Source organism: Paraburkholderia sp. RL17-381-BIF-C (genome assembly GCF_046026435.1).
Taxonomy (GTDB): Bacteria; Pseudomonadota; Gammaproteobacteria; order Burkholderiales; family Burkholderiaceae; genus Paraburkholderia.
Genome location: NZ_JARESX010000030.1, coordinates 46,962 through 69,028, shown reverse-complemented (window position 1 = coordinate 69,028; position 22,067 = coordinate 46,962). Strand labels below are relative to the sequence as shown.

General features: G+C 62.4%; 20 protein-coding genes. 1 reads left to right on the top strand and 19 read right to left on the bottom strand.

Features of this window, described 5'->3' with window-relative positions:
• Positions 1-23: 23 nt before the first annotated feature.
• The 3 genes from P0D70_RS19655 to ppsA all read right to left on the bottom strand — a co-directional run bounded on the left by P0D70_RS19655 (position 24) and on the right by ppsA (position 4,044).
• Positions 24-956: an SPFH domain-containing protein gene (locus tag P0D70_RS19655; RefSeq protein WP_091793360.1), complete on the bottom strand. Its 933-nt coding sequence runs from the start codon at positions 954-956 to the stop codon at positions 24-26.
• Between the two features lie 50 nt (positions 957-1,006).
• Entirely contained in the window at positions 1,007-1,462 is a 456-nt protein-coding gene (locus tag P0D70_RS19650; RefSeq protein ID WP_091793358.1) for an NfeD family protein, read from the bottom strand.
• Positions 1,463-1,641: 179 nt separating this feature from the next.
• Positions 1,642-4,044 carry a phosphoenolpyruvate synthase gene (ppsA, locus tag P0D70_RS19645; protein ID WP_408185707.1) on the bottom strand — a complete coding sequence of 801 codons (2,403 nt, stop codon included), beginning with the start codon at positions 4,042-4,044 and terminating at the stop codon, positions 1,642-1,644.
• 532 nt (positions 4,045-4,576) lie between these two features.
• Here ppsA and ppsR point away from each other — a divergent pair.
• The gene (gene ppsR, locus P0D70_RS19640) at positions 4,577-5,392 is read left to right on the top strand and encodes a posphoenolpyruvate synthetase regulatory kinase/phosphorylase PpsR (protein ID WP_091793354.1); all 816 of its coding nucleotides are present in this window, start codon (positions 4,577-4,579) and stop codon (positions 5,390-5,392) included.
• A gap of 83 nt (positions 5,393-5,475) precedes the next feature.
• Here the strand turns inward: ppsR and P0D70_RS19635 are convergent, their stop codons facing one another.
• From P0D70_RS19635 to rpsB, 16 genes are all read right to left on the bottom strand, one after another.
• Positions 5,476-6,261 (bottom strand): TrmH family RNA methyltransferase, encoded by a 786-nt coding sequence (locus P0D70_RS19635; RefSeq protein ID WP_408185706.1) that lies wholly within the window; start codon positions 6,259-6,261, stop codon positions 5,476-5,478.
• A gap of 81 nt (positions 6,262-6,342) precedes the next feature.
• On the bottom strand, positions 6,343-7,089 hold the full coding sequence (rnhB, locus tag P0D70_RS19630) for a ribonuclease HII (RefSeq protein WP_408185705.1): 747 nt from the start codon (positions 7,087-7,089) through the stop codon (positions 6,343-6,345).
• Entirely contained in the window at positions 7,086-8,255 is a 1,170-nt protein-coding gene (lpxB, locus tag P0D70_RS19625; protein WP_091793348.1) for a lipid-A-disaccharide synthase, read from the bottom strand. The genes rnhB and lpxB overlap by 4 nt, the downstream gene beginning before the upstream one ends.
• Before the next feature lie 3 nt (positions 8,256-8,258).
• A complete protein-coding gene (lpxA, locus tag P0D70_RS19620) occupies positions 8,259-9,047 on the bottom strand; it encodes an acyl-ACP--UDP-N-acetylglucosamine O-acyltransferase (protein ID WP_091793346.1) in 789 nt (262 codons plus the stop codon).
• Positions 9,048-9,148: 101 nt separating this feature from the next.
• On the bottom strand, positions 9,149-9,613 hold the full coding sequence (gene fabZ, locus P0D70_RS19615; RefSeq protein ID WP_006048683.1) for a 3-hydroxyacyl-ACP dehydratase FabZ: 465 nt from the start codon (positions 9,611-9,613) through the stop codon (positions 9,149-9,151).
• 234 nt (positions 9,614-9,847) lie between these two features.
• Entirely contained in the window at positions 9,848-10,960 is a 1,113-nt protein-coding gene (gene lpxD, locus P0D70_RS19610) for a UDP-3-O-(3-hydroxymyristoyl)glucosamine N-acyltransferase (protein WP_408185704.1), read from the bottom strand.
• Positions 10,961-11,035: 75 nt separating this feature from the next.
• Complete coding sequence (locus P0D70_RS19605) at positions 11,036-11,557, bottom strand: OmpH/Skp family outer membrane protein (protein ID WP_177205078.1); 522 nt, start codon at positions 11,555-11,557, stop codon at positions 11,036-11,038.
• 61 nt (positions 11,558-11,618) lie between these two features.
• Entirely contained in the window at positions 11,619-13,922 is a 2,304-nt protein-coding gene (gene bamA / locus P0D70_RS19600) for an outer membrane protein assembly factor BamA (protein WP_091793340.1), read from the bottom strand.
• Positions 13,923-13,989: 67 nt separating this feature from the next.
• Positions 13,990-15,375 (bottom strand): RIP metalloprotease RseP, encoded by a 1,386-nt coding sequence (gene rseP / locus P0D70_RS19595; RefSeq protein ID WP_408185703.1) that lies wholly within the window; start codon positions 15,373-15,375, stop codon positions 13,990-13,992.
• Between the two features lie 7 nt (positions 15,376-15,382).
• The gene (locus P0D70_RS19590) at positions 15,383-16,588 is read right to left on the bottom strand and encodes a 1-deoxy-D-xylulose-5-phosphate reductoisomerase (RefSeq protein WP_408185702.1); all 1,206 of its coding nucleotides are present in this window, start codon (positions 16,586-16,588) and stop codon (positions 15,383-15,385) included.
• A 10-nt stretch (positions 16,589-16,598) separates the two neighbouring features.
• Positions 16,599-17,420, bottom strand: a complete 822-nt coding sequence (locus tag P0D70_RS19585; protein WP_408185701.1) for a phosphatidate cytidylyltransferase — start codon at positions 17,418-17,420, stop codon at positions 16,599-16,601.
• The gene (gene uppS, locus P0D70_RS19580) at positions 17,414-18,196 is read right to left on the bottom strand and encodes a polyprenyl diphosphate synthase (RefSeq protein WP_091793334.1); all 783 of its coding nucleotides are present in this window, start codon (positions 18,194-18,196) and stop codon (positions 17,414-17,416) included. The genes P0D70_RS19585 and uppS overlap by 7 nt, the downstream gene beginning before the upstream one ends.
• A gap of 169 nt (positions 18,197-18,365) precedes the next feature.
• Entirely contained in the window at positions 18,366-18,926 is a 561-nt protein-coding gene (gene frr / locus P0D70_RS19575; protein WP_012433445.1) for a ribosome recycling factor, read from the bottom strand.
• A gap of 100 nt (positions 18,927-19,026) precedes the next feature.
• On the bottom strand, positions 19,027-19,740 hold the full coding sequence (pyrH, locus tag P0D70_RS19570; RefSeq protein WP_011488865.1) for a UMP kinase: 714 nt from the start codon (positions 19,738-19,740) through the stop codon (positions 19,027-19,029).
• A gap of 221 nt (positions 19,741-19,961) precedes the next feature.
• Positions 19,962-20,843 (bottom strand): translation elongation factor Ts, encoded by an 882-nt coding sequence (tsf, locus tag P0D70_RS19565; protein ID WP_091793333.1) that lies wholly within the window; start codon positions 20,841-20,843, stop codon positions 19,962-19,964.
• Between the two features lie 205 nt (positions 20,844-21,048).
• The gene (gene rpsB, locus P0D70_RS19560; RefSeq protein WP_408185700.1) at positions 21,049-21,801 is read right to left on the bottom strand and encodes a 30S ribosomal protein S2; all 753 of its coding nucleotides are present in this window, start codon (positions 21,799-21,801) and stop codon (positions 21,049-21,051) included.
• Positions 21,802-22,067 lie beyond the last annotated feature (266 nt).

Sequence of the window (22,067 nt, the reverse complement as noted above, 5' to 3'; positions counted from 1 at the left end):
TTTTTTCAGCAGCTAAAGCACGCTCAGCGCATCTCCGTCGTGCCCTTCCCTTTGTTCACGATCGTGAGCGCCGAGGCGATCATCGAACTCATATCCGCCAGATTGCCCGGCACGATCAGCGTAGTGCCCTGCTTCGCCAGATTGCCGAACGCGTTCACGTATTGTTCGGCCACCTTGAGATTGACCGCTTCCATCCCGCCGTTCGACTGAATGGCCGCGGCAATCTTCTGAATCGCCTGCGAGTTCGCTTCAGCCACGGCCAGAATCGCCGACGCCTGACCCTGCGCCTGATTGATCGCCGCCTGGCGTTCGCCTTCCGACTTCTGAATCGCCGCCTCACGCCCGCCGGACGCAATGTTGATCTGCTCCTGCTTGCGCCCTTCCGACGCGGCAATCAGCGCGCGCTTTTCGCGCTCGGCGGTAATCTGCGCCTGCATGGCGTGGAGGATCTCCTTGGGCGGCGTCAGGTCCTTGATCTCGTAGCGCAACACCTTCACGCCCCAGTTCGAGGCCGCTTCGTCGAGCGACGAAACAATGCTGTGATTGATGAAGTCGCGCTCCTCGAAGGTCTTGTCGAGTTCGAGCTTGCCGATCACCGAGCGCAGCGTGGTTTGCGACAACTGTGTGATCGCGAACACGAAGTTGCTCGACCCGTACGACGCCTTCATCGGATCGGTGACCTGAAAGTACAGCACGCCGTCCACCTGCAACTGCGTATTGTCGCGCGTGATACAGACCTGGCTTGGCACCTCTAGCGGAATTTCCTTGAGGATGTGCTTATAAGCGATCCGATCGACAAACGGAAACGCGAAACTCAAACCCGGTGTCAGCGTGCGGTGATAGCGGCCAAGGCGCTCCAGCACCCACGCATGCTGTTGCGGCACGATCTTGATAGTCTGCGCCGCCAGTACGATCACGATGATCAGAAGCACCGCCCCGACGATGGTCGAATCCATGACTGCCCTCCGGTCCCTGGTTGGAATAGTTGTGTGTGCGGCGAGAAAACTCAGGCCGTGGTGGCCCGTTTGGCTGAATGGCGGGCCGCCACGACGAGGAGGCAACTGCCACGCATTTCCGTGATTTCGTAAAGCTGCGCGTCTTCAGGTTCACCCGCGGCCAGTTCGACATCCCATGCCGCGCCGCGGTAATTGGCGCGCGCCCGGCGCTCGTGCCAGGCAGGCACGGTCAGCGTTTGACCGATGTCGAGATTGACGTCGGGGTTGCGCGACGCCTCCTTGCGCGTTTTGCGGCCAAACCGCGAACGCCTGAGCAGCAGCACCGCCGCCAGTGCGACCACGGCCGCGGCGGCGAACTGCACGTCGGCTGCGGCGCCCGCGAGGTGCGCGATGGCGGCCGCTACACAACCCAACGCGATCATTAGCAGATAGAACGTGCCGCTGAGCAACTCCAGCACGACCAGCACGCCCGCCCCGATCCACCAGAACAATCCACCTGGCGCCACGTCGACCTCCACAAAGCAAAACACCCCGGATCTACCGGGGTGTTTATAGCACGAAGCGAACGCATTTTAACGCGCGGTGCAGTACGGTTTATCGTGCAATGAGCGCACGTTTGAAATACCGCGTCGTGCGCTATGCGCGCCGTTATGCATGCTGCTTAGAAAGCGGCATGCTGCTCGCTTCACTTCGCCGACTTTGCCAGTTGCTGCCACGTCTCGACGATCGTATCCGGGTTCAGCGAGATCGACTTGATGCCTTCATCGGTCAGCCACTGCGCAAAGTCCGGATGATCCGACGGGCCCTGGCCGCAAATACCGACGTACTTGTCGAGTCGCAGGCAGGTGTCGATCGCGCGCTTCAGCAGGAACTTGACCGCCGGATCGCGTTCGTCGAAATCGACAGCCAGCAGTTCCATGCCGGAGTCGCGATCGAGGCCGAGCGTGAGCTGCGTCAGGTCGTTCGAACCGATCGAGAAACCGTCGAAGAATTGCAGGAATTCTTCGGCAAGGATCGCGTTCGACGGCACTTCGCACATCATGATCAGGCGCAGACCCTTCTCGCCGCGCTTCAGGCCGTACTTGGCCAGCAGCCCGACCACGCGCTCCGCCTGCTTCAGCGTACGCACGAACGGCACCATGATCTCGACGTTGTCGAGGCCCATCTCTTCACGCACCTTCTTCAGCGCGATGCATTCCATCTGGAACGCTTCGGCGAAGTCTTCGGCGATGTAGCGCGACGCGCCACGGAAACCCAGCATCGGGTTTTCTTCGTCCGGCTCGTAGCGCGAACCGCCGATCAGCTTCTTGTACTCGTTCGACTTGAAGTCCGACAGACGCACGATCACGGGCTTCGGATAGAACGCCGCCGCGATCGTGGCGATGCCTTCGGTCAACTTGTCGACGTAGAACGCGCGCGGCGATGCGTGACCGCGAGCAACGCTTTCCACCGCCTTCTTCAGGTCCTGATCGATATTCGGGTACTCGAGAATCGCCTTCGGGTGAACGCCGATGTTGTTGTTGATGATGAACTCGAGCCGCGCGAGACCCACGCCTGCGTTCGGCAGTTGCGAGAAGTCGAAAGCCAGTTGCGGGTTGCCGACGTTCATCATGATCTTCACCGGAATCGGCGGCAGTTCGCCGCGCTGCACTTCGGTGATTTCGGTTTCGAGCAGACCGTCGTAAATCTTGCCTTCGTCGCCTTCCGCGCACGACACCGTGACCAGCGCGCCTTCCTTCAGCACGTCGGTCGCGTCGCCGCAGCCGACCACGGCCGGCACGCCCAGCTCACGCGCGATGATCGCCGCGTGGCAGGTCCGTCCGCCACGGTTCGTGACGATCGCCGAAGCACGCTTCATGACCGGTTCCCAGTTCGGGTCGGTCATATCGGCGACCAGCACGTCGCCCGGCTGCACACGGTCCATTTCCGACGGATCGTGAATCACGCGCACCGGACCCGCGCCGATCTTCTGACCGATCGCGCGACCCGTAGCGAGTACGTTCGATTGACCCTTCAGCTTGAAGCGCTGTTCGGCCTTGCCCACCGCCTGGCTCTTCACCGTTTCCGGGCGCGCCTGCAGAATGAAGATCTTGCCGTCGCGGCCGTCTTTGCCCCACTCGATGTCCATCGGACGCTCGTAGTGCTTTTCGATGATGACCGCGTATTTAGCCAGTTCGATCACGTCTTCGTCCGTGATCGAGAAGCGGTTGCGCTGCTCGTGCGAGACGTCGACGGTTTTCACGCGGCCTTCTTCGCCCGCCTTGGTGAATTCCATTCTGATCAGCTTCGAGCCGATCGAGCGGCGGATGATCGGGTACTTGCCTTGGGCGAGCGTGGTCTTGTAGACGTAGAACTCGTCCGGATTCACCGCGCCTTGCACCACGGTTTCGCCGAGACCATAGCTCGACGTGATGAAGACGGCGTCCTTGAAGCCCGATTCGGTGTCGAGCGTGAACATCACGCCGGCCGCGCCGACGTCCGAGCGCACCATGCGCTGCACGCCAGCCGACAACGCGACTTCAGCGTGGGTGAAGCCCTTGTGGACGCGATACGAGATAGCGCGGTCGTTGTACAACGACGCGAACACGTGCTTCATGCGATCGAGCACGTCGTCGATACCGACCACGTTGAGGTAGCTTTCCTGCTGGCCCGCGAACGATGCGTCCGGCAGGTCTTCCGCCGTTGCCGAGGAACGCACGGCGAACGACAGCTCTTCAGGCGAGCTGTTTTGCAGGGTTTCGAAGCCCGCGCGGATATCAGCCTCGAGTTGCGGCTGCAGCGGCGCGTCGACGATCCATTGACGGATCTCCTTGCCCGCTTCGGCAAGCGACTTCACGTCGTCGACGTCGAGCGTTTCGAGACGTTTGGCGATGCGTTCGGTCAGATTGTTGTGTTGCAAGAAGTCGCGGAAAGCCAGCGCCGTGGTGGCGAAACCGGTCGGCACGCGCACGCCGGCTTCGGCGAGCTGACTGATCATCTCGCCAAGCGACGCGTTCTTGCCACCGACAATCTCCACATCGGTCATCCGCAACTGCTCGAACGGAACTACATACGCCTTATCCTTTGCGACGGTAACTGCGTTAGTCATACAAGCCCCTAAGTGTGAAAGAAATTCACGGCTGTGCAAGTGGGCTCGAACGCGAGACGCCCATTGGAAGCGTGACCTCGCGTCTTGCACAACCTGTTGGAGAAGCAATCGCTGCACATTGCCCGGAGCACCGGATGCGCGACGAAGAAGGCGAATGGACGAATTTACCGATCGATCCACCACGTTCGCCGCGACTTGGCGACTAAAATACCGGTTAAAAGCGAGGCGTTGAACGACCGTTCACGGTGAGTTAGACGCCAATCGCCTGCAATTGCTTATCCAACAGGTTGCCGCTATTCTACCGTGCCGACTTTGAAAATGTGACTGTCGGACGAGAATTGCGCCTCGAAACGCGCCCCGGACCGGCCAGCGGGCTTTTGCGAGGCCCCGCCACCATCCGGGCGCAGTTGCGGTGCCCACGGCGCGCTGGTTGAACGCCGCTGCAGCCTCCGGTTAGCCACCGGGCAGCGGCGTCGATACAGCGATGTTTCATTCGAGCGATTTTCCCCGCTCACGTTCCCCCGCCCCACTGATGCCGCCCACCGTATTCATCGTCTCCGACGGTACCGGGATCACTGCCGAAACCTTCGCGCATTCGATCCTCTCCCAGTTCGACCAGAAATTCCGCCTGGTTCGCGTGCCTTTCGTCGACTCGACGGAAAAGGCCTATGCCACGCTCGAAAAGATCAACGAAGCGATCCAGCAGGACGGCCGCCGCCCCATCGTGTTCACGACGCTGGTGGACAGCGCGTCGAATCAGATCGTCAAAGGCTCGAACGCGCTTGTGCTAGACATGTTTCAGACGTTCGTGGAGCCGCTCGAACAGGAACTGGAACTGAAGTCGAGCCACGCGATGGGCCGCGGCCACCAGAACGCGGACACCGAGGAGTACAAGAACCGGATCGAGGCGATCAATTTCTCGCTCGCTCACGACGACGGCCAATCGAACCGCAATTTGGCCGACGCCGACGTGATTCTGGTCGGCGTATCGCGCAGCGGCAAAACGCCGACGAGCCTCTATCTGGCCATGCAGTATGGCGTGAAAGCGGCCAACTATCCGCTGATTCCGGAAGATTTCGAGCGCGGCAAATTGCCTACGCCGCTACTCGCGCATCGGCAGAAAATGTTCGGATTGTCGATCGATCCACAGCGGCTTTCGGAGATTCGCAACGAGCGTCGTCCCGGCAGCAAGTACGCGGCGCCGGAGAATTGCCGCTATGAGATCAACGAGGCCGAAACGATGATGCGGCGGGAAGGGATCAAGTGGCTGTCGTCGACGCACAAGTCGATCGAAGAGATCGCAACAACCATCCTGCAGGAAATCAAGCTGGACCGGCCGGCTTATTGAACCGCCGCGTCAGCCCGGCAGCCTGAAGAGGAGACACGCGCGGCAGCGCGCGCGTGTCAAAAAACGGCGTCGAGCGAACGACGTCAAGCGCGCCCGCGCTGCTGGCGGCACTGCTCGAACACGCATACAGCCGCCGCAGCCGCCACATTCAACGACTCCATGCCGCCCGGCTGGGGAATCGTCACCCGCAACGAGACCGCGTCGCGCCAGATCTGCGAAACGCCCGCCCCTTCGTTGCCGAACACCCACGCGAGCGCTCCGCTCAGATCGCAGTCGTAGATCGCCTCGGCGCCGTGCGAATCCGTAATGACGATCGGCACCGCGAGGCGCTCGATCAGCGCCTGCGCTTCCACGTCCTCGTGAATCTGCAGGAGGAAATGCGCGCCCATGCCGGAGCGCAAGACCTTCGAGGACCACGCGTACGCCGTCCCCGGCGCGCAGAACACCTGCTGAATGCCGGCGGCCGCCGCGCTGCGCAGAATCGAGCCGACGTTGCCCGCGTCCTGCACGCCGTCGAGTACGAGGCAGGTTTGCGCGACGTTGTCGGGCAGCGGCGTGTCGAGCTTTTCGACCAGCAGCAGTATGCCCACACCGTGCACGACATTCGACAACTGCCCGAATAGCGCGTCCGGCAGCGTCACGACACGGTGATCTTCGATGCGTGAAACGATCGCCTGCGCTTCGTCATGGCGCAGCGCGCCGTCGGTGACGATGCACATTTCCGGTTGCCCGGCGACGTCGAGATACGCGCTCGCGAGATGAAACCCTTCGAGCAGCGCGTGGCCGCTCTTGCGCTGTTGATGCGTCGAGCCGGCCAATGCCTTCAGGCGTTTATAGAGCGGATTGTCCCGCGAGGTGATGGCTTTCACAGGCAGCGAAGACAGTGAGAATGAGGAAAGGGTTGTGACACGCGCCGCTAATGAAGCGCTCGCGCGACGTTCGCGTCAAGCTCAGACGGCGCTGCTGCCTTCGCCGAAGGCGTCGTCGTCGAACATCACTTCGGATACGACGATCACGTCGCGGGCCGGCAGCGGCACGCCGGTACGCAACCGCAGATGCGCCTCACGCACCGGCGCGAACGAACGCCGATGATGCTCGCAAGGTCCATGTTCGCGCAACGCCGCGAGATGCTGCGGCGTGCCGTAACCGGCATGCGCATTGAAGCCGTAGACGGGATACGTCTGGTGCAATTCGAGCAGCATGCGGTCACGCGTGACCTTGGCAAGAATCGACGCCGCGGAGATGCTCTTCACGAGCGCGTCGCCGCCGATCACCGCTTCACTGCGAACGCTCAGTGTCGGACAGCGATTGCCGTCGACTTTCACGAGCGTCGGCACGACGGACAGGCCCTCCACGGCGCGCTTCATTGCCAGCATGGTGGCGTGCAGAATATTAAGCGAATCGATTTCTTCGACCGATGCCGAAGCGATGCAGTAAGCGAGCGCACGGTCGACGATCTTGTCATACAGCTCGTCGCGCTTCTTCGCGGTCAGCGCCTTGGAATCGTCGAGGCCGCGAATCATCGGCTTGGACGGATCGAAAATCACCGCCGCTGCCACCACCGGGCCGGCTAGCGGTCCGCGCCCCGCTTCGTCCACGCCGCAGACAATGTCCTCCGGCGTCTCGAAGTTCAGGCCGACCTGCTGGGCCGCCGCTCCGGCAACGGTTTTGCGGCGCGGTGCGCGTGCGCCGGTCACGGCCGCCCCTTGCGCTTTTCGATGACGCTCGCCACGACTTCCGCCGCACGCTGCGCGGTGTTCTGCTTCAGCACGTGATGCATCTCCGTGAAGATTTCCGTCAGCGTGCGCCGGTTGGTCTCGTCGCGCAACTGTTTCAGCGTGGCTTCGGCCAGCGCCTGCGGCGTGGCGAAGTGCTGCAGGATCTCCGGCACCACGAACCGCCCCGCCAGGATGTTCGGCAGACCGACATAGGGCAGATACCCTTGACGGCGCATGATCTGGCCGGTCAGCCAAGGCACCTTGTACGAGATCACCATCGGCTTTTTCAGCAGCGCGGCTTCCAGCGTCACGGTGCCGCTCTTCACCAGGATCGCGTCGGCCGCGGTCATGGCGAGCTGCGACTGACCGTCGGTAATCGTCAGCGCGAGACCGGGGTGCGAATCCACCAGCGGCCGCAGCATCTCGCGCAGCGCCGGCGTGGCCGCCGGCATGACGAAGCGCAGACCGGGCTCCTGGTGCTGCATCATCTCCATCGCGGCGAAGAACGTCGGGCCGATCAGATCGATCTCCGAGCGGCGGCTACCCGGCAGCACCGCGATGATCGGGCCCTCTTCGGCCAGACCTAGCGCCCGGCGCGCGCCGAGCGTGTCGGGTACGAGCGGAATCTCGTCGGCAAGCGGATGGCCGACGTACGATGCCGCGACGCCCGCCTTTTCCAGCAGCGCCGTTTCGAACGGGAACACGCACAGCATATGGTCGACCGCCTTGGCGATCTTCTTGATGCGGCCGCCGCGCCACGCCCAGATGGACGGACACACGAAGTGAACGGTCGGAATGCCGGCGTCGCGCAACGGATGCTCGAGCCCGAAGTTGAAATCGGGCGCATCCACGCCGACGAACACCGAGGGCGGCTCGGCCAGCAACTGGCGCTTCAGTTCGTTGCGGATGCCGAGAATGCCGGGAATGTGCTTCAGTGCCTCGACATAGCCGCGCACCGACAGCTTTTCCATCGGAAAATGGGCGTCGAAGCCCGTGGCGATCATGCGCGGGCCGCCGATTCCATAGTACTGGGTGCCGGCCGGCAATCGGCTTGCGAGACCGTCGAGCAGCGACGCCGCCAGCAGGTCGCCGGACGGTTCGCCGGCCACCATCGCCACGCGCAGTGGACTGGGTTGCAAAGCCATCGGTTAGCGGATGATGCCGCGTTGCGACGCTTCGACGAACGCGAGCAGCGTCTGCACCGGTTCGTCACCGTCGCCGCCCGCGGACGCGAGTTCGCGCAGTTGCACCTTCGCCTCTTCCAGCGACAGGCCGTTCTTGTACAGCACGCGATAAGCCGCGCGCAGCGCCGAGATGGCGTCCGGCGAAAAACCGCGGCGGCGCAGGCCTTCGACGTTGATGCCGTGCGGCTCCGCCTTGTTGCCGGCGGCGATCACGAACGGCGGAATGTCCTGAACCAGCGCCGAGGCGCCGCCCAGCATGGAATGCGCGCCGATGCGCACGAACTGATGCACGCCCGACATGCCGCCGACGATCGCGTGGTCGCCGATCGTGACGTGGCCGGCCATCTGCGCATTGCTCGACAGAATGACGTTGCTGCCCACATGGCAATCGTGCCCGATGTGCACGTACGCCATGATCCAGTTGTCGTCACCGAGCGTGGTGACGCCCGCGTCCTGCACCGTGCCGGTGTGGATCGTGGTGAACTCGCGGATCGTGTTGCGGTTGCCGATAACGAGCCGGGTCGGCTCGTTGTTGTACTTCATGTCCTGCGGACGGCCGCCGACCGATGCGTAGTGGCCGATCCGGTTGTCTTCGCCGAGCGTGGTGTGACCTTCGATCACGCTGTGCGAACCGATCGTGGTCCGCGCGCCGATCGTCACATGTGCGCCGATCACGGCATACGGTCCGACTTCGACGGATTCGTCGAGTTGTGCGCCCGGTTCGACGATCGCAGTGGGATGAATCCTGCTCATGCGTCCTCGCTTCTGATTCTGTTGCGTTGTCTGGATGGGCATCTGGCGAAGCGGCCAGCGTGTGTATCACGCCGCCGACCGCCCGGACACTGGCTAGCGCGTCAAGCGTCCTTGTCCGTGTGCCGCACCGCGCACATCAGGTCGGCTTCCGCCGCTACCACGCCATCCACTTCGGCGCGCGCCTTGAACTTCCAGATGCCGCGCATATGACGCTCGAACGTGCAGTTCAGGATCAGCTGATCGCCCGGTTCCACCACGCGCTTGAAGCGCGCGTTGTCGATGCCGACGAACAGGTACAGCGTGTTCGACGGGTCGCTCGGCTCTTCAGAAAACGTCAGCAGAGCCGCCGTTTGTGCGAGCGCTTCGAGAATCAGCACACCCGGCATCACCGGACGCGTCGGGAAGTGCCCCTGGAAATACGGTTCGTTGATCGACACGTTCTTCAACGCTTTGATGCTCTTGTGCGGCTCAAGTTCGAGCACCCGGTCGACCAGCAGGATCGGGTAACGATGTGGCAGCAGCGTGAGAATCTTATGAATGTCGAGATTGATTTTTTCGGTGCTCATGGTGTTTCTACTCGCGCATTGACTGCGCGATGATGACTGCGGATGCTGGTGCAGGTGGGTTGATAACGCATGCTGCCGGCGCTCGCCATGACCCGGCGGCCGTGCCACCCGGTCACGGCAACCGACTTTGCTTCCTGATGCTCGCCCGCTATTTTACGCGGTGCCGGCAGGTTGCCCTGCGAAATGCATGGCGAATTGTCCCGCGAGTCGGCCTAAGAGTTACCCTGGTGCCTCTCAGGCCTGGTCGTCAGCGGAACGGCTTGCTGCATTGGCGGCCGGGCTGCCTTCTTTCTCGGCCGCGGCGTTTTCAAGCGCCTTGATACGATCGCGGAGTTTGTCGATGTTACGCAGCAATGCCGCGCTCTTGTTCCAGTCTGCATGGTTCACGGCCGGGAAGGCACTGGTGTACATACCAGGCTTCAACAGCGATTTCGAGACGCCCGACTTGGCCGTGACGATCACGTAATCGGCCAGCGTGACGTGACCGGCGATCCCGACCGCGCCGCCGATCATGCAATGGCGGCCGATCGTGGTACTGCCCGCAATGCCCGCGCAGCCGGCGATCACCGTATAGGCACCGACCTTGCAGTTGTGACCGATCTGCACGAGATTGTCGATCTTCACGCACTCTTCGATGATGGTGTCCGCCATTGCGCCGCGGTCGATGGTGGTGTTCGCACCGATTTCGACGTCTGCCGCGATCGACACGCCGCCCACCTGCGGAATCTTCACCCAGCTGCCGGTGCGCGCGTCACCCTCGCCGACGAAATCCGGCGCGAAGCCGAAACCGTCCGAGCCGATCACCGCGCCCGCGTGCACGATCACGCGCTCGCCGAGCTTGCAACCGTAGTACACCGCGACATTGGGATAGAGATGTGAACCCGCGCCGACGCGCGTGCCACGGCCGATCACGACATTGGCGTCGAGCCGCACGTTTTCGCCAATCACCGCACCCGCCTCGACCGTGACGTGCGGACCGATCACCGCGCTCGCGGCAATCTGCGCCGACGGGTCGATGGTTGCGCTCGGATGCACGCCTGGCACCGCCTTGGGCGATGCGAGGTCGATGAAGGTCTGCGCGACCCGCGCAAAGTAAGCGTACGGATTCGGCGTGACGATGAAGTTACGATTCTCGCGGGAAGCGAGTTTGGCGAGGTCGTCGGCGTTGATCAACACCGCACCCGCACGGGTCGTTTCGACCTGCGACAGGTACTTCGGATTGGCGAGGAACGCCAGCTGGTCCGGGCCTGCCTGGTCGAGCGGCGCGAGACTGCCGACGCGCTGCGAACCGTTTCCGACTACTTCACCGCCGAACCGTTGGACGATGTCCTCGAGCGTAAATGCCATGCCTATCCTGTCTCCTACCGTTCAGTCCAACTTGTCAGATCTGCTGTTGCCGGGCGACTTGCCCCGCTGCAGGATTCAGTTACCCGACGCCGCCAGCGCCTTGAGCACCTGATCGGTGATGTCGATGCGCGGGCTCACGTACACCGCTTCCTGGACGATCAGATCGTAGTGCTGGGCCTCGGCAATCTGCTTGATCACCTTGTTGGCGCGGTCGAGCACCGCCGCCAGTTCTTCGTTGCGGCGCTGGTTCAGATCCTCGCGAAACTCACGTTGCTTGCGCTGGAAATCCGTGTCCAGTTGCGACAGATCGCGCTGCTTCTGCGCGCGATCGGCGGGCGACATGGACGCGCCGTTCTTGTCGAGGGAATCGGACATCGACTTCAGCTTCTGCGCCATGTCGGCCAAGTCCTTGTCACGCTTGGCGAACTCGGCCTCGAGCTTGACCTGCGCGGCCTTCGCAGCAGCGGATTCGCGCAGGATACGGTCGGAGTTGACCGCCGCGATCCTCGCCTCCTGCGCATGCGCCACCCCGACCCCCAAGGTCATTGCCAGCGCCAGCGCGCACGCCACACGTTTCGAAAACATACCGGTTAGCAAAGTCATCCTCTCGATACTGTAGTTTGGCCAGCCGCTTCTGGCCGAGCCGCCAGCCGCCCGATCAGAACGCCGTCCCGATCTGGAACTGGAATTTCTGATACTGGTCGCCCGTATGCTTCGTGAGCGGGAAGCCCAGGCTCAGCTTCAGCGGACCGATCGGCGAGATCCACGCCAGACCGACACCATAGCCGTAACGCAGACCGTTGGCGCCGATGCTGTTACCTTCCGTGCCCCACACGTTACCAGCGTCGAGGAACGTGAAGACACGCAGCGTGCGGTCGTAACCCGTGCCCGGCAGCGGGAACGTCAACTCGACGTTACCCACCAGCAGCTTCGAGCCGCCGATCGGGTCGTTCGTCTTGGCGTCGCGCGGACCCAGCGAGCTCGGCTCGTAGCCCCGCACCGAACCGATACCGCCCGCATAGTAGTTCTTGAAAATCGGATAAGGCTTGCCGCCGAGGCCGTTACCGTAACCGCCCTGGAAGTTGAAGCCCAGCACGAACCCGCGCGAGAACGAGTAATAGTACTGCGCGTTGATGTCGGCCTTGTAGTACTGCGTGCCACCGATCGGCGTGCCGTACTCGGCGTTCGCCTGCGTGAAGTAACCGCGGCTCGGCACCAGTGCGCTGTCACGCGCGTCGCGCGACCAGCCTACCGTGATCGGCACGTTGTTCGACACACGGCCGAATTCGTGCACGTAGTCGATATAGCTTTGCGGCGTGTTTGAGTCGATGTCGAGCTGGTTCTGCTCGAGGCCGGCGCCGAAGTAGACCGTGTCCACTTCGGAGAACGGAATACCGAACTTCAGGTCACCACCGATCGTGACGATCTTGAAGCTCGAATCCGTGGAGTAATACAGCGGCTGATACGTGCGGTAATAAACGTCGGTAATCCGCTTGATGCCGTCGACCGTAAAGTACGGATCGACCTGCGTGACCGTCAACGTACGGTACGTCTTCGCGGTATTCACGTTCACCGCGAGACTCGTACCCGAGCCGAACACGTTGTCCTGCGAGACGCCTGCCGAGAGCACCACCTTGTCGGTCGACGAAAAGCCCGCACCCAGCGTGATCGCGCCGGTCGGCTTTTCGGCCACCTTGACGTCCACATCGACCTGGTCTGGCGTGCCTTCCACCGGCACCGTGGTCACGTCGACGTCCGTGAAATAGCCGAGACGGTTGATCCGGTCTTTCGACAGCGCGAGGCGGTTCGAATCGAACCACGAGCTTTCGAGCTGGCGCATTTCGCGGCGCACCACTTCGTCACGCGTGCGGGTGTTGCCCACCACGTTGATGCGGCGCACGTAGACGCGGCGGCTCGGGTCCACCTGCAGCGTCAGGTCGACCTTGTGGTTCGACTGATCGATCTGCGGCTGCGCATTGACGGTGGCGAACGCATAGCCGTATTCGCCCAGTTTGTCGACGATCGCCTTGGTGGTGGCTTGCAGCTTTTCAGCCGAGAAGCGGTCACCCGGTTTGATCTTGATGAGCTTGGCCAGCTCCGGCTCGCGGTCGAGCAGATTGCCTGCCAGCTTGATGCTCGAAATCGTGTACGGCTCGCCTTCATGCAGCGTGACCGTCAGATACATGTCCTTCTTGTCCGGCGAGATCGAGACCTGAGTCGAGTCGATGTTGAACTCGAGGTAGCCGCGATTCAGGTAATACGAGCGGACGTTTTCGAGGTCGCCGGTGAGCTTGTCTTTCGCGTACAGGTCGTTCTTCGTGTACCACGAGAACCAGTTCGGCGTGGACAGCTGCATTTCGTCGCGCAGCGTACCCGTGCTGAACGCCTTGTTGCCGATGAAGTTGATCTGGCGGATCTTCGCGCTCGGACCTTCGGCCACCGAGAACAGCACCGACACACGGTTGCGGTCGATCGGCGTGATCGTGGTGGTGACCTCGGCGGCGTAATAACCGCGCGTGAGGTACTGACGCTTCAGTTCCTGCTCGGCCTTGTCGACGAGCGCCTTGTCGTAATAGCGGCCTTGCGACAAGCCGACCGCGCGCAGCGCCTTGGTCAGGTTTTCCTTGTCGAACTCATGAATGCCGGCGAAGTCGATCGTGCCGATAGCCGGACGCTCCAGCACCTGCACGATGACGACATTGCCTTCGGTCGCGATCTTGACGTCGTTGAAGAAGCCCGTGGCATACAGGGCGCGAATGGCCTCCGATGCCTTGTCGTCGCTGAAGGTGTCGCCCTGCTTGATAGGCAGGTAGGCGAACACGGTACCAGGTTCGACGCGTTGCAATCCCTCGATCCGGATGTCTTGCACCACGAAGGGCGTCGTTGCGTGAGCAACCAGCCCATGCGCGGCGAATGCCGCGGCTATAACCGTCTTTGGAACAAAGCGATGAGGTTTAAACAACGTGCTTCCCCAGTGTGTATAGCTGCATCAGGTCGGGCGGTCGCCATCGTGAACGCCGCCGAACACTTTAAAAATGGATTAAACGAGCCAGATCGTTGAACAGCGCGATCGCCGACAACGCGACGATGCAGGCGAGACCCGCCCTCTGAAAAACGAGTTGCCAGCGATCGGAGACAACTTTACCGGTAACAGCTTCAACCAAATAATATAACAGATGACCCCCGTCCAATACCGGAATTGGTAACAGGTTCAGTACGCCAAGACTAATACTGACAAGGGCCAGGAACGACAGGAATGCAGAAGGACCTAGACGTGCGCTCTTTCCTGCGTAATCGGCGATCGTCACCGGCCCGGAAAGATTCTTGAGCGATGCTTCGCCCACGATCATCCTGCCGAACATCCGCACCGAATACACCGCGAGATCCCACGTGCGGCGCGCGCCCAGTTGCAGGCTTTCAACCGGCCCATAGTGCACGTCGATCGACGGCACCTGGGTAGCCAGTTCCGCGCCGATGCGACCGATCTGCTGGCCCGTCGCTTCGTCACGCTGCGCCTGCGGGACGATGTTCACGTCTTCGAGCTTGCCCGCCGCCTTACCTCCGCGCTCGACCTGCAACGTGACTGGTTTGCCGGCGTGCGATTTTACATAAGCGATAAAGGCCGTGGCATTTTCGGTCGGAATTCCGTCGACGGCACGCAGACGATCACCGGCGACGAGCCCAGCCTTTTGCGCCGCGCTGCCCGGCTGCACACCGGCCACCGTCAGCTTGCCACCACCCGGCTCGAAACCGAGATGCGACATGAAGTCGTCGTCGACGTCTTTTTCGGTTAGGCCGCGCAGATCGAGTTGAAAGTCCGACGTGCCGTGCGCGTCTTTCGCGCTCAGCACGACACGCTTGTGATCGAATGCCGCACCCAGCAGTTTCCAGCGCAGGTCCGACCATGAGCGCACCGGCTCGGATTGGCCGGCGTTCTCGGCACGCACGGCAACGATCGTCTCGCCGCCGTCGAAGCCCGCGAGCGCCGCGGGCGTATTCGGCGTGGGCGCCGCGACCACGGCCGCCGGCTCCGTCACGCCGGTGGCGAAGACGAGCGCGAACAGCACGATCGCCAGAAGGAAGTTCGCGACCGGACCGGCCGCGACAATCGCAAAACGGCGCCACACGGACTGCCGGTTGAACGCATGCGGCAATGCTTCCACGGGAATCGGCTCAGCGCTGTTTTCGCGCTCGTCGAGCATCTTCACGTAGCCGCCGAGCGGCAGCGCGGCAATGGTCCATTCGGTGCCGGTCTTCGGGCTCACCCACTGGAACAGCGGCTTGCCGAAGCCGATCGAAAAGCGCAGCACCTTGACGCCGCACAGGCGCGCCACGCTGTAATGCCCGTATTCGTGGACGACCACGAGTACGCCAATCGCGACCGCGAAGGCGAGCAGTTCGATCAGCAGGTTCATGAGCGCCTCACTGGACGGCGCGTTCCGTGCGACGGGCGCCGTCGGGCAGACGCGCGATGAATTCGGCAGCGGCGCGACGCGCGGCGGCATCCGCTTCGATCACGTCCTCGAGCGCGTGCGCGCTGCGGTTCGGCAGCGCGTTGAGCACCGCGTCGACCACCTGGGCAATTGCCATGAAACCGATCTGGCGCGCGAGGAACGCCTCCACCGCTATTTCGTTCGCGGCGTTCAGCGCCGCGCTCGCGAGGCCTCCCTCGGCGAGTGCCTTGACTGCAAGGGCGAGACACGGAAAGCGCGTGTAATCCGGCTTTTCGAACGACAACGACGCGACCTGCAGCAGATCGAGTTGCGCCACGCCCGAATCGACGCGATCCGGAAACGCCAGCGCATGGGCGATCGGCGTGCGCATGTCGGGATTGCCAAGCTGCGCGAGCACCGAACCGTCGGCGTACGAGACCATCGAGTGGATCACGCTTTGCGGGTGAATCAGCACGTCGATGCGCTCGCCCGGCAGATCGAACAGCCAGTGCGCCTCGATCACTTCGAGGCCCTTGTTCATCATGGTGGCCGAGTCGACCGAAATCTTGCGACCCATGACCCAGTTCGGATGCTTACAGGCTTCTTCCGGCGTGACGTCGACGAGCGTGGCAGGTTCGCGCGTACGGAACGGGCCGCCCGAAGCGGTCAGAATGATCTTGGAGACGCCGCCGTGCAGCGCGGCTTCGCGCGGCAAGCATTGGAAAATCGCGTTGTGCTCGCTGTCCACCGGCAGCAGGACGGCGCCGTTGTCGCGCACCGCGTCCATGAAGATCGCGCCGGACATGACCAGCGCTTCCTTGTTGGCGAGCAGGATGCGTTTGCCGGCGCGCGCGGCGGCAAGGCTCGGCGCGAGGCCGGCCGCGCCGACGATCGCCGCTACCACCGTATCGCAGCCGTCGCTCTTCGACACGTCGACGAGCGCCTGCGGTCCGTACGTGACCTCGGTCTTGCAACCCGCCTCGCGCAATTTCGCGGCGACGCTGGCGGCCGTGGCGGCGTCGCCGACCACCGCGACTTCGGGCTGAAAGCGCAGGCATTGCTCGACGAGCTTGTCGCCGTTGCGATGCGCGCTCAACGCATACACCGAAAAACGCTCGGGATGACGCGCGACGACGTCGAGCGTGCTGTCTCCAATCGAGCCCGTGGAACCGAGCAGTGTCAGACGTTTTTGCATATCTCTTTCTCTAGCCGAGCAGCAGCATGGCAAGCGGCAGCACCGGCAACAATGCGTCGATGCGGTCGAGCACGCCACCGTGCCCCGGCAACAGGCCGCTTGAATCTTTCACACCGGCCTGGCGTTTCATCATGGATTCGAACAGGTCGCCCACCACACTGAATGCGACCAGCAGGGTCAAGGCGAGCAACGTGCGCACGGCGCCCCAATGCGCCAGCAACGCAGAATACAGGGTCGGCTCGAACGCATGCAAAAAGACCGCCGCCGCCGCGACGATCATCACCACCAGCCAGCCGCCGATCGCGCCCTCCCAAGTCTTACCCGGACTGATGGCAGGCGCCAGCTTGTGTTTTCCGAATGCTTTTCCCGAGAAGTATGCGCCGATATCGGCCAGCCATACCAATAGCAGCAACGACAGCACGAACGGCACGCCCTGCATGCGCGCGGCGACGAGAGCATGCCAGCACGCGACGAATACCACAATGCCGGCGAGAAACAGAAAGGAGCGCCATGCGCCTTGGGCGAGCGTGGGCTTGCGCAACAGCACGAACGGGCCGGCGATCACCCAGAAAATCGCGGCCGCCTGAAAGAGCGGCCTCGCCTGCTCGATACCGGTGCCAAGGCGCGTGCTGGCGACGAGCGCCACTGCGGCCACCAGCGCATAAACGACCGGGCCCACGCCGCCCAGCTTGAGCAGGCGTGCCCACTCCCATGCGGCGAACACGACGACGAAGGCGATCAGCGCGCCGAACGCGCCCACAGGCGCGAACAACGTCACCGGCAGAAATACCGCCAGCAGGATGATCGCCGTGATGACACGGGTTTTTAGCATGGAAGCGAATCGACGTTTTGCGATTGCGGCTCGAGTTGAGCACTGGTGCGGCCGAAGCGGCGTTCGCGCTCCGCGTACGAAGCGATGGCGTGGCCGAGCGCGTCGGCGTCGAAATCCGGCCAGAACGTGTCGGTGAAGTAGAACTCGGTGTAAGCGAGCTGCCACAGCAGGAAGTTGCTGACACGGCGCTCGCCGCCGGTGCGGATGAACAGATCCGGCTCCGGCGCATAAGCCATGGAGAGGTGCTCGGCGAACGATTCCTCGGTCACCTCGACCGCCTTGCCCGCCAGCGCCGACTGTTCGGCGAGCTTGCGGGTGGCCTGCATGATGTCCCAGCGGCCGCCGTAGTTCGCGGCGATCGTGAGTGTAAGGCGGGTATTGCGCGCGGTCTTGGTCTCCGCGCGCTTGATCAGGTCGCGGATGCGCGTATCGAAGCGCGACAGATCGCCCACTACCCGCAAACGGATGCCGTTGGCGTGCAGTTTGCCGATCTCGCGCTCCAGCGCGGTCACGAACAGGCGCATCAGGAACGACACTTCGTCGTTGGGACGACGCCAGTTTTCCGAGCTGAAAGCGAACAGCGTCAGATATTCGACACCCTGACGGGCGCACGCCTCGACGGCCGCACGCACCGCGTCGACGCCGCGCGTATGGCCCGCCACGCGCGGCAGGCGCCGCTGGGTGGCCCAACGGCCGTTGCCGTCCATGATGATCGCGATATGTCGCGGCACCGCGGCGACATCAGGCACGCGCACGGTTGAGCTGGTATAGGTCATGGCCGTCGGGACAGTGACTGCAAATAAAGAAGTGGAAACCCTGAAAGTACCGAGTGCCCCCAAACCTGGCGCTTCACGCCAGCCGCCCGAGGGGGCAATCCCCGAAGGGGATGTCCTGCGGGGCGGAAAACCTGGGGCGGCCCGGCGTTTTTCTGAGAGGCGACCGGCCTCAGACCGTCATGATCTCGGCTTCTTTCGTCACGACGAGTTTGTCGATTTCGGCAACGAACTTGTCCGTCAGCTTCTGAACGTCGTCACCGGCACGACGCTCGTCGTCTTCCGAAATTTCTTTGTCCTTCACGAGCTTTTTCAGTTGCTCGTTTGCATCACGGCGCAAATTGCGCACGGCGACCTTGGCCGTTTCCGCTTCGCTCTTGACCACTTTGGTCAGTTCGCGGCGGCGCTCTTCGGTCAACGCGGGCATCGGCACGCGAATCACGTCGCCTTGCGTGGCCGGGTTCAGGCCGAGGTCCGACTCGCGGATCGCCTTTTCGACGACCTGAACCATCTTCTTTTCCCACGGCTGCACGCCAATCGTGCGGGCGTCGATCAGCGTCAGGTTCGCGACTTGTGAAATCGGCACCGGCGAACCGTAGTAATCGCACTGGATGTGATCCAGCAGGCCCGTATGCGCACGGCCCGTGCGGATCTTCGACAGGTCGTTCTTGAACGCGTCGATGGAGCGCTGCATCTTTTGTTCAGCGCCCTTTCGGATATCAGCCACAGACATTTTTAAACCTCCGAACCTTCAAAACGGTGCGAGCCGGCCAGCGCGCGCAAGATGCGGCGACCCGGGCTCGCGTCAAAGCCCACGTTATGTGAACGAGAGTTTACACGTGGACGAGAGTGCCTTCGTCCTCACCTTGTACGATGCGCTTGAGCGCGCCCGGCTTGACGATCGAAAACACGCGGATCGGCAGCTTCTGGTCGCGGCACAGTGCGAACGCCGTGGCGTCCATGACCTGCAGATTGCGGCCGATTGCCTCGTCGAAGCTGATCGTGGTGTAACGGGTCGCGCTCGGGTCTTTCTTCGGGTCGGCGGAGTAGACGCCGTCCACCTTCGTTGCTTTCAGCACGACTTCCGCGCCAATTTCCGAGCCGCGCAGCGCTGCGGCCGTGTCGGTCGTGAAGAACGGGTTGCCCGTGCCGGCCGCGAAAATCACGACTTTGCCTTCTTCGAGCTGGCGAATCGCGCGGGGCCGGATGTACGGCTCGACCACCTGGTCCATGCGCAGCGCCGATTGCACGCGCGCCTCGATACCGGCGTGGCGCATGGCGTCCTGCAGCGCCAGGGCGTTCATCATGGTGGCCAGCATGCCCATGTAGTCGGCCGTGGCGCGATCCATACCCGCCGCGCCGCCTGCGACGCCGCGGAAAATATTGCCGCCGCCGATCACCACGGCCAGCTGCGTTCCGAGACGGACCACTTCGGCCACGTCCGCCACCATTCGTTCGATGGTCGCGCGATTGATGCCAAAGGCATCGTCGCCCATCAGAGCTTCACCGGAGAGTTTGAGCAGGACGCGTTTATAGGCAGTGGGCATAGGGGTATCCAGATCGCGCAGAACAGGGCAACAACAAGGGACTAATGTAGGGGTGAAATGCTGATTCGGGCAAGCGTCGCCAAATTGACGAACCCTGGGGTTCGCCAGTGGCGGCTGCGCCACGAGGGTCAACCCGCGCGCAGCCTTGCGGCGCTGCCGACCGCGGCAAAGTCTTGCTCTGCCGCGGGTCCAACGATACAACAGTGATGCTTGGGTGAGACTTATTGTTGCTTTGCAGCAGCGACTTGAGCGGCCACTTCAGCTGCGAAGTCGTCCTGCTTCTTCTCGATGCCTTCGCCGACCACGAACAGTGCGAACTTCTGCACGCTCGCGTTGCCGGCCTTCAGCATCTGCTCGATCGTCTGCTTGTCGTTCTTAACGAACGTCTGGTTCAGCAGCGACACTTCCTTCAGATACTTCTGCACGCTGCCGTCGACCATCTTGGCGACGATTTCAGCCGGCTTGCCCGATTCGGCGGCCTTCTGTTCAGCAATGCTGCGTTCCTTGGCGATCAGATCCGCCGGCACGTCGTCCGACGACAGCGAAACCGGCTTCATTGCGGCGATGTGCATTGCCACGTCCTTGCCGACCTGCTCGTCCGCGCCCGTGTACTCGACCAGCACGCCGATACGCGTGCCGTGCAGGTACGCTGCCAGCTTGTTGGCGGTGTCGAAGCGCACGAAACGGCGGATCGACAGGTTTTCGCCGATCTTACCGACCAGCGCGAGACGCACTGCGTCGACCGTCGAGCCGTCCAGCGGCAGTGCCGACAAAGCAGCGACGTCAGCCGGGTTTTGCGTAGCGACCAGCTCAGCGACCTTCTTCGAGAAAGCCAGGAAGTCGTCGTTCTTCGAAACGAAGTCGGTTTCGCAATTCAGCTCGACCAGCGAACCTGCATTGCCGCCGATGAACGATGCGACCACGCCTTCAGCCGTCACGCGCGACGCTGCCTTGCTGGCCTTGTTGCCCAGCTTCACGCGCAGCAGCTCTTCAGCGCGCGCCATGTCGCCGTCGGCTTCCGTCAGCGCCTTCTTGCATTCCATCATCGGCGCGTCGGTCTTTGCGCGCAGTTCTGCAACCATGCTTGCGGTAATTGCCGCCATCATTTGCTCCTTGAGTTCCGTCTGTCACACGCCGCCCGCATTTCGATGCCGGCGGCAAGAATTCGTTTCAGCGTTGCGCGTACTTTTTTACGGACAACGCCTGGGCACCGCACGGAAGACTGCCGGCCGCACCCTACTACAATATCGCGGCTTAAAAAAAGGGGGCCTGTAGAAAGCCCCCTTTTTTGCCGGACACGGGGCAGCTTTACGCTTCCGCGTTGACCTCGACGAACTCGTCGCCGTCGCCACCACGTGCAGCCTGCACCACTTCGTTGACTGCGTTCGCACGGCCTTCGACGATCGCGTCAGCCACGCCAGCCGCGTACAGAGCGACAGCCTTCGAGGCGTCGTCGTTACCCGGGATCACGTAGTCGATGCCTTCCGGCGAGTGGTTCGTGTCGACCACGGCGATGACCGGAATGCCGAGCTTGTTGGCTTCGGTCACGGCAATCTTGTGGTAGCCGACGTCGACCACGAAGATCGCGTCCGGAATGCCGCCCATGTCCTTCACGCCGCCGATCGACTTTTGCAGCTTGGCCATTTCGCGTTCGAACAGGAGCGCTTCCTTCTTGCTCATGCGTTCGGTTTCGCCTGCTTCCAGCGCCGCTTCCATGTCCTTCAGGCGCTTGATCGATACCTTCAGCGTCTTGAAGTTGGTCAGCATGCCGCCGAGCCAGCGAGCGTTGACGTACGGCATACCAGCGCGTTGTGCTTCTTCAGCGATGGTGTCGCGCGATTGACGCTTCGTGCCTACGAACAGGATCGTGCCGCGGTTCGCCGCCAGTTGACGCGCGTACTTCAGCGCGTCGTTGTACATCGGCAGCGTCTTTTCGAGGTTGATGATGTGAATCTTGTTGCGATGACCGAAAATGAACGGGGCCATCTTCGGGTTCCAGAAGCGCGTTTGGTGACCGAAGTGGACACCTGCTTCCAGCATTTGACGCATGGTAACTGCCATGAAAATCTCCGCGAGGGTTGGGTCTTAAGCCGGCTGCCGTATCGGCCGCGCCGCCATTTCATCTATCTGGCTGAACGCGACGGACACCCTGGGTGCGCCGGCTTGCGAGTCTGCTGCCTTGTCATGCTTTACTACCTCATAGCGCAGGCAACCAGCGCCATGAGAAGCCGCTCCTGCCAAACTTTTCACTCACATGGAGACCATATGAAGCAATAAAGCAAGACAGAGATCGACTTAGCCAAAGATTATAGCACGCGACTATTGCA

Excerpts from the sequence above, each read along its gene's own strand:
- rpsB (WP_408185700.1), bottom strand. The coding sequence starts at position 21,801 with ATGGCAGTTACCATGCGTCAAATGCTGGAAGCAGGTGTCCACTTCGGT.
- rseP (WP_408185703.1), bottom strand. The coding sequence starts at position 15,375 with ATGAACCTGCTGATCGAACTGCTCGCCTTCGCGGTCGCGATTGGCGTA.
- tsf (WP_091793333.1), bottom strand. The coding sequence starts at position 20,843 with ATGGCGGCAATTACCGCAAGCATGGTTGCAGAACTGCGCGCAAAGACC.
- ppsA (WP_408185707.1), bottom strand. The coding sequence starts at position 4,044 with ATGACTAACGCAGTTACCGTCGCAAAGGATAAGGCGTATGTAGTTCCG.
- lpxD (WP_408185704.1), bottom strand. The coding sequence starts at position 10,960 with ATGGCATTTACGCTCGAGGACATCGTCCAACGGTTCGGCGGTGAAGTA.
- ppsR (WP_091793354.1), top strand. The coding sequence starts at position 4,577 with ATGCCGCCCACCGTATTCATCGTCTCCGACGGTACCGGGATCACTGCC.
- P0D70_RS19655 (WP_091793360.1), bottom strand. The coding sequence starts at position 956 with ATGGATTCGACCATCGTCGGGGCGGTGCTTCTGATCATCGTGATCGTA.
- frr (WP_012433445.1), bottom strand. The coding sequence starts at position 18,926 with ATGTCTGTGGCTGATATCCGAAAGGGCGCTGAACAAAAGATGCAGCGC.
- uppS (WP_091793334.1), bottom strand. The coding sequence starts at position 18,196 with ATGACCTATACCAGCTCAACCGTGCGCGTGCCTGATGTCGCCGCGGTG.
- fabZ (WP_006048683.1), bottom strand. The coding sequence starts at position 9,613 with ATGAGCACCGAAAAAATCAATCTCGACATTCATAAGATTCTCACGCTG.
- pyrH (WP_011488865.1), bottom strand. The coding sequence starts at position 19,740 with ATGCCCACTGCCTATAAACGCGTCCTGCTCAAACTCTCCGGTGAAGCT.
- P0D70_RS19590 (WP_408185702.1), bottom strand. The coding sequence starts at position 16,588 with ATGCAAAAACGTCTGACACTGCTCGGTTCCACGGGCTCGATTGGAGAC.
- lpxA (WP_091793346.1), bottom strand. The coding sequence starts at position 9,047 with ATGAGCAGGATTCATCCCACTGCGATCGTCGAACCGGGCGCACAACTC.
- lpxB (WP_091793348.1), bottom strand. The coding sequence starts at position 8,255 with ATGGCTTTGCAACCCAGTCCACTGCGCGTGGCGATGGTGGCCGGCGAA.
- P0D70_RS19585 (WP_408185701.1), bottom strand. The coding sequence starts at position 17,420 with ATGCTAAAAACCCGTGTCATCACGGCGATCATCCTGCTGGCGGTATTT.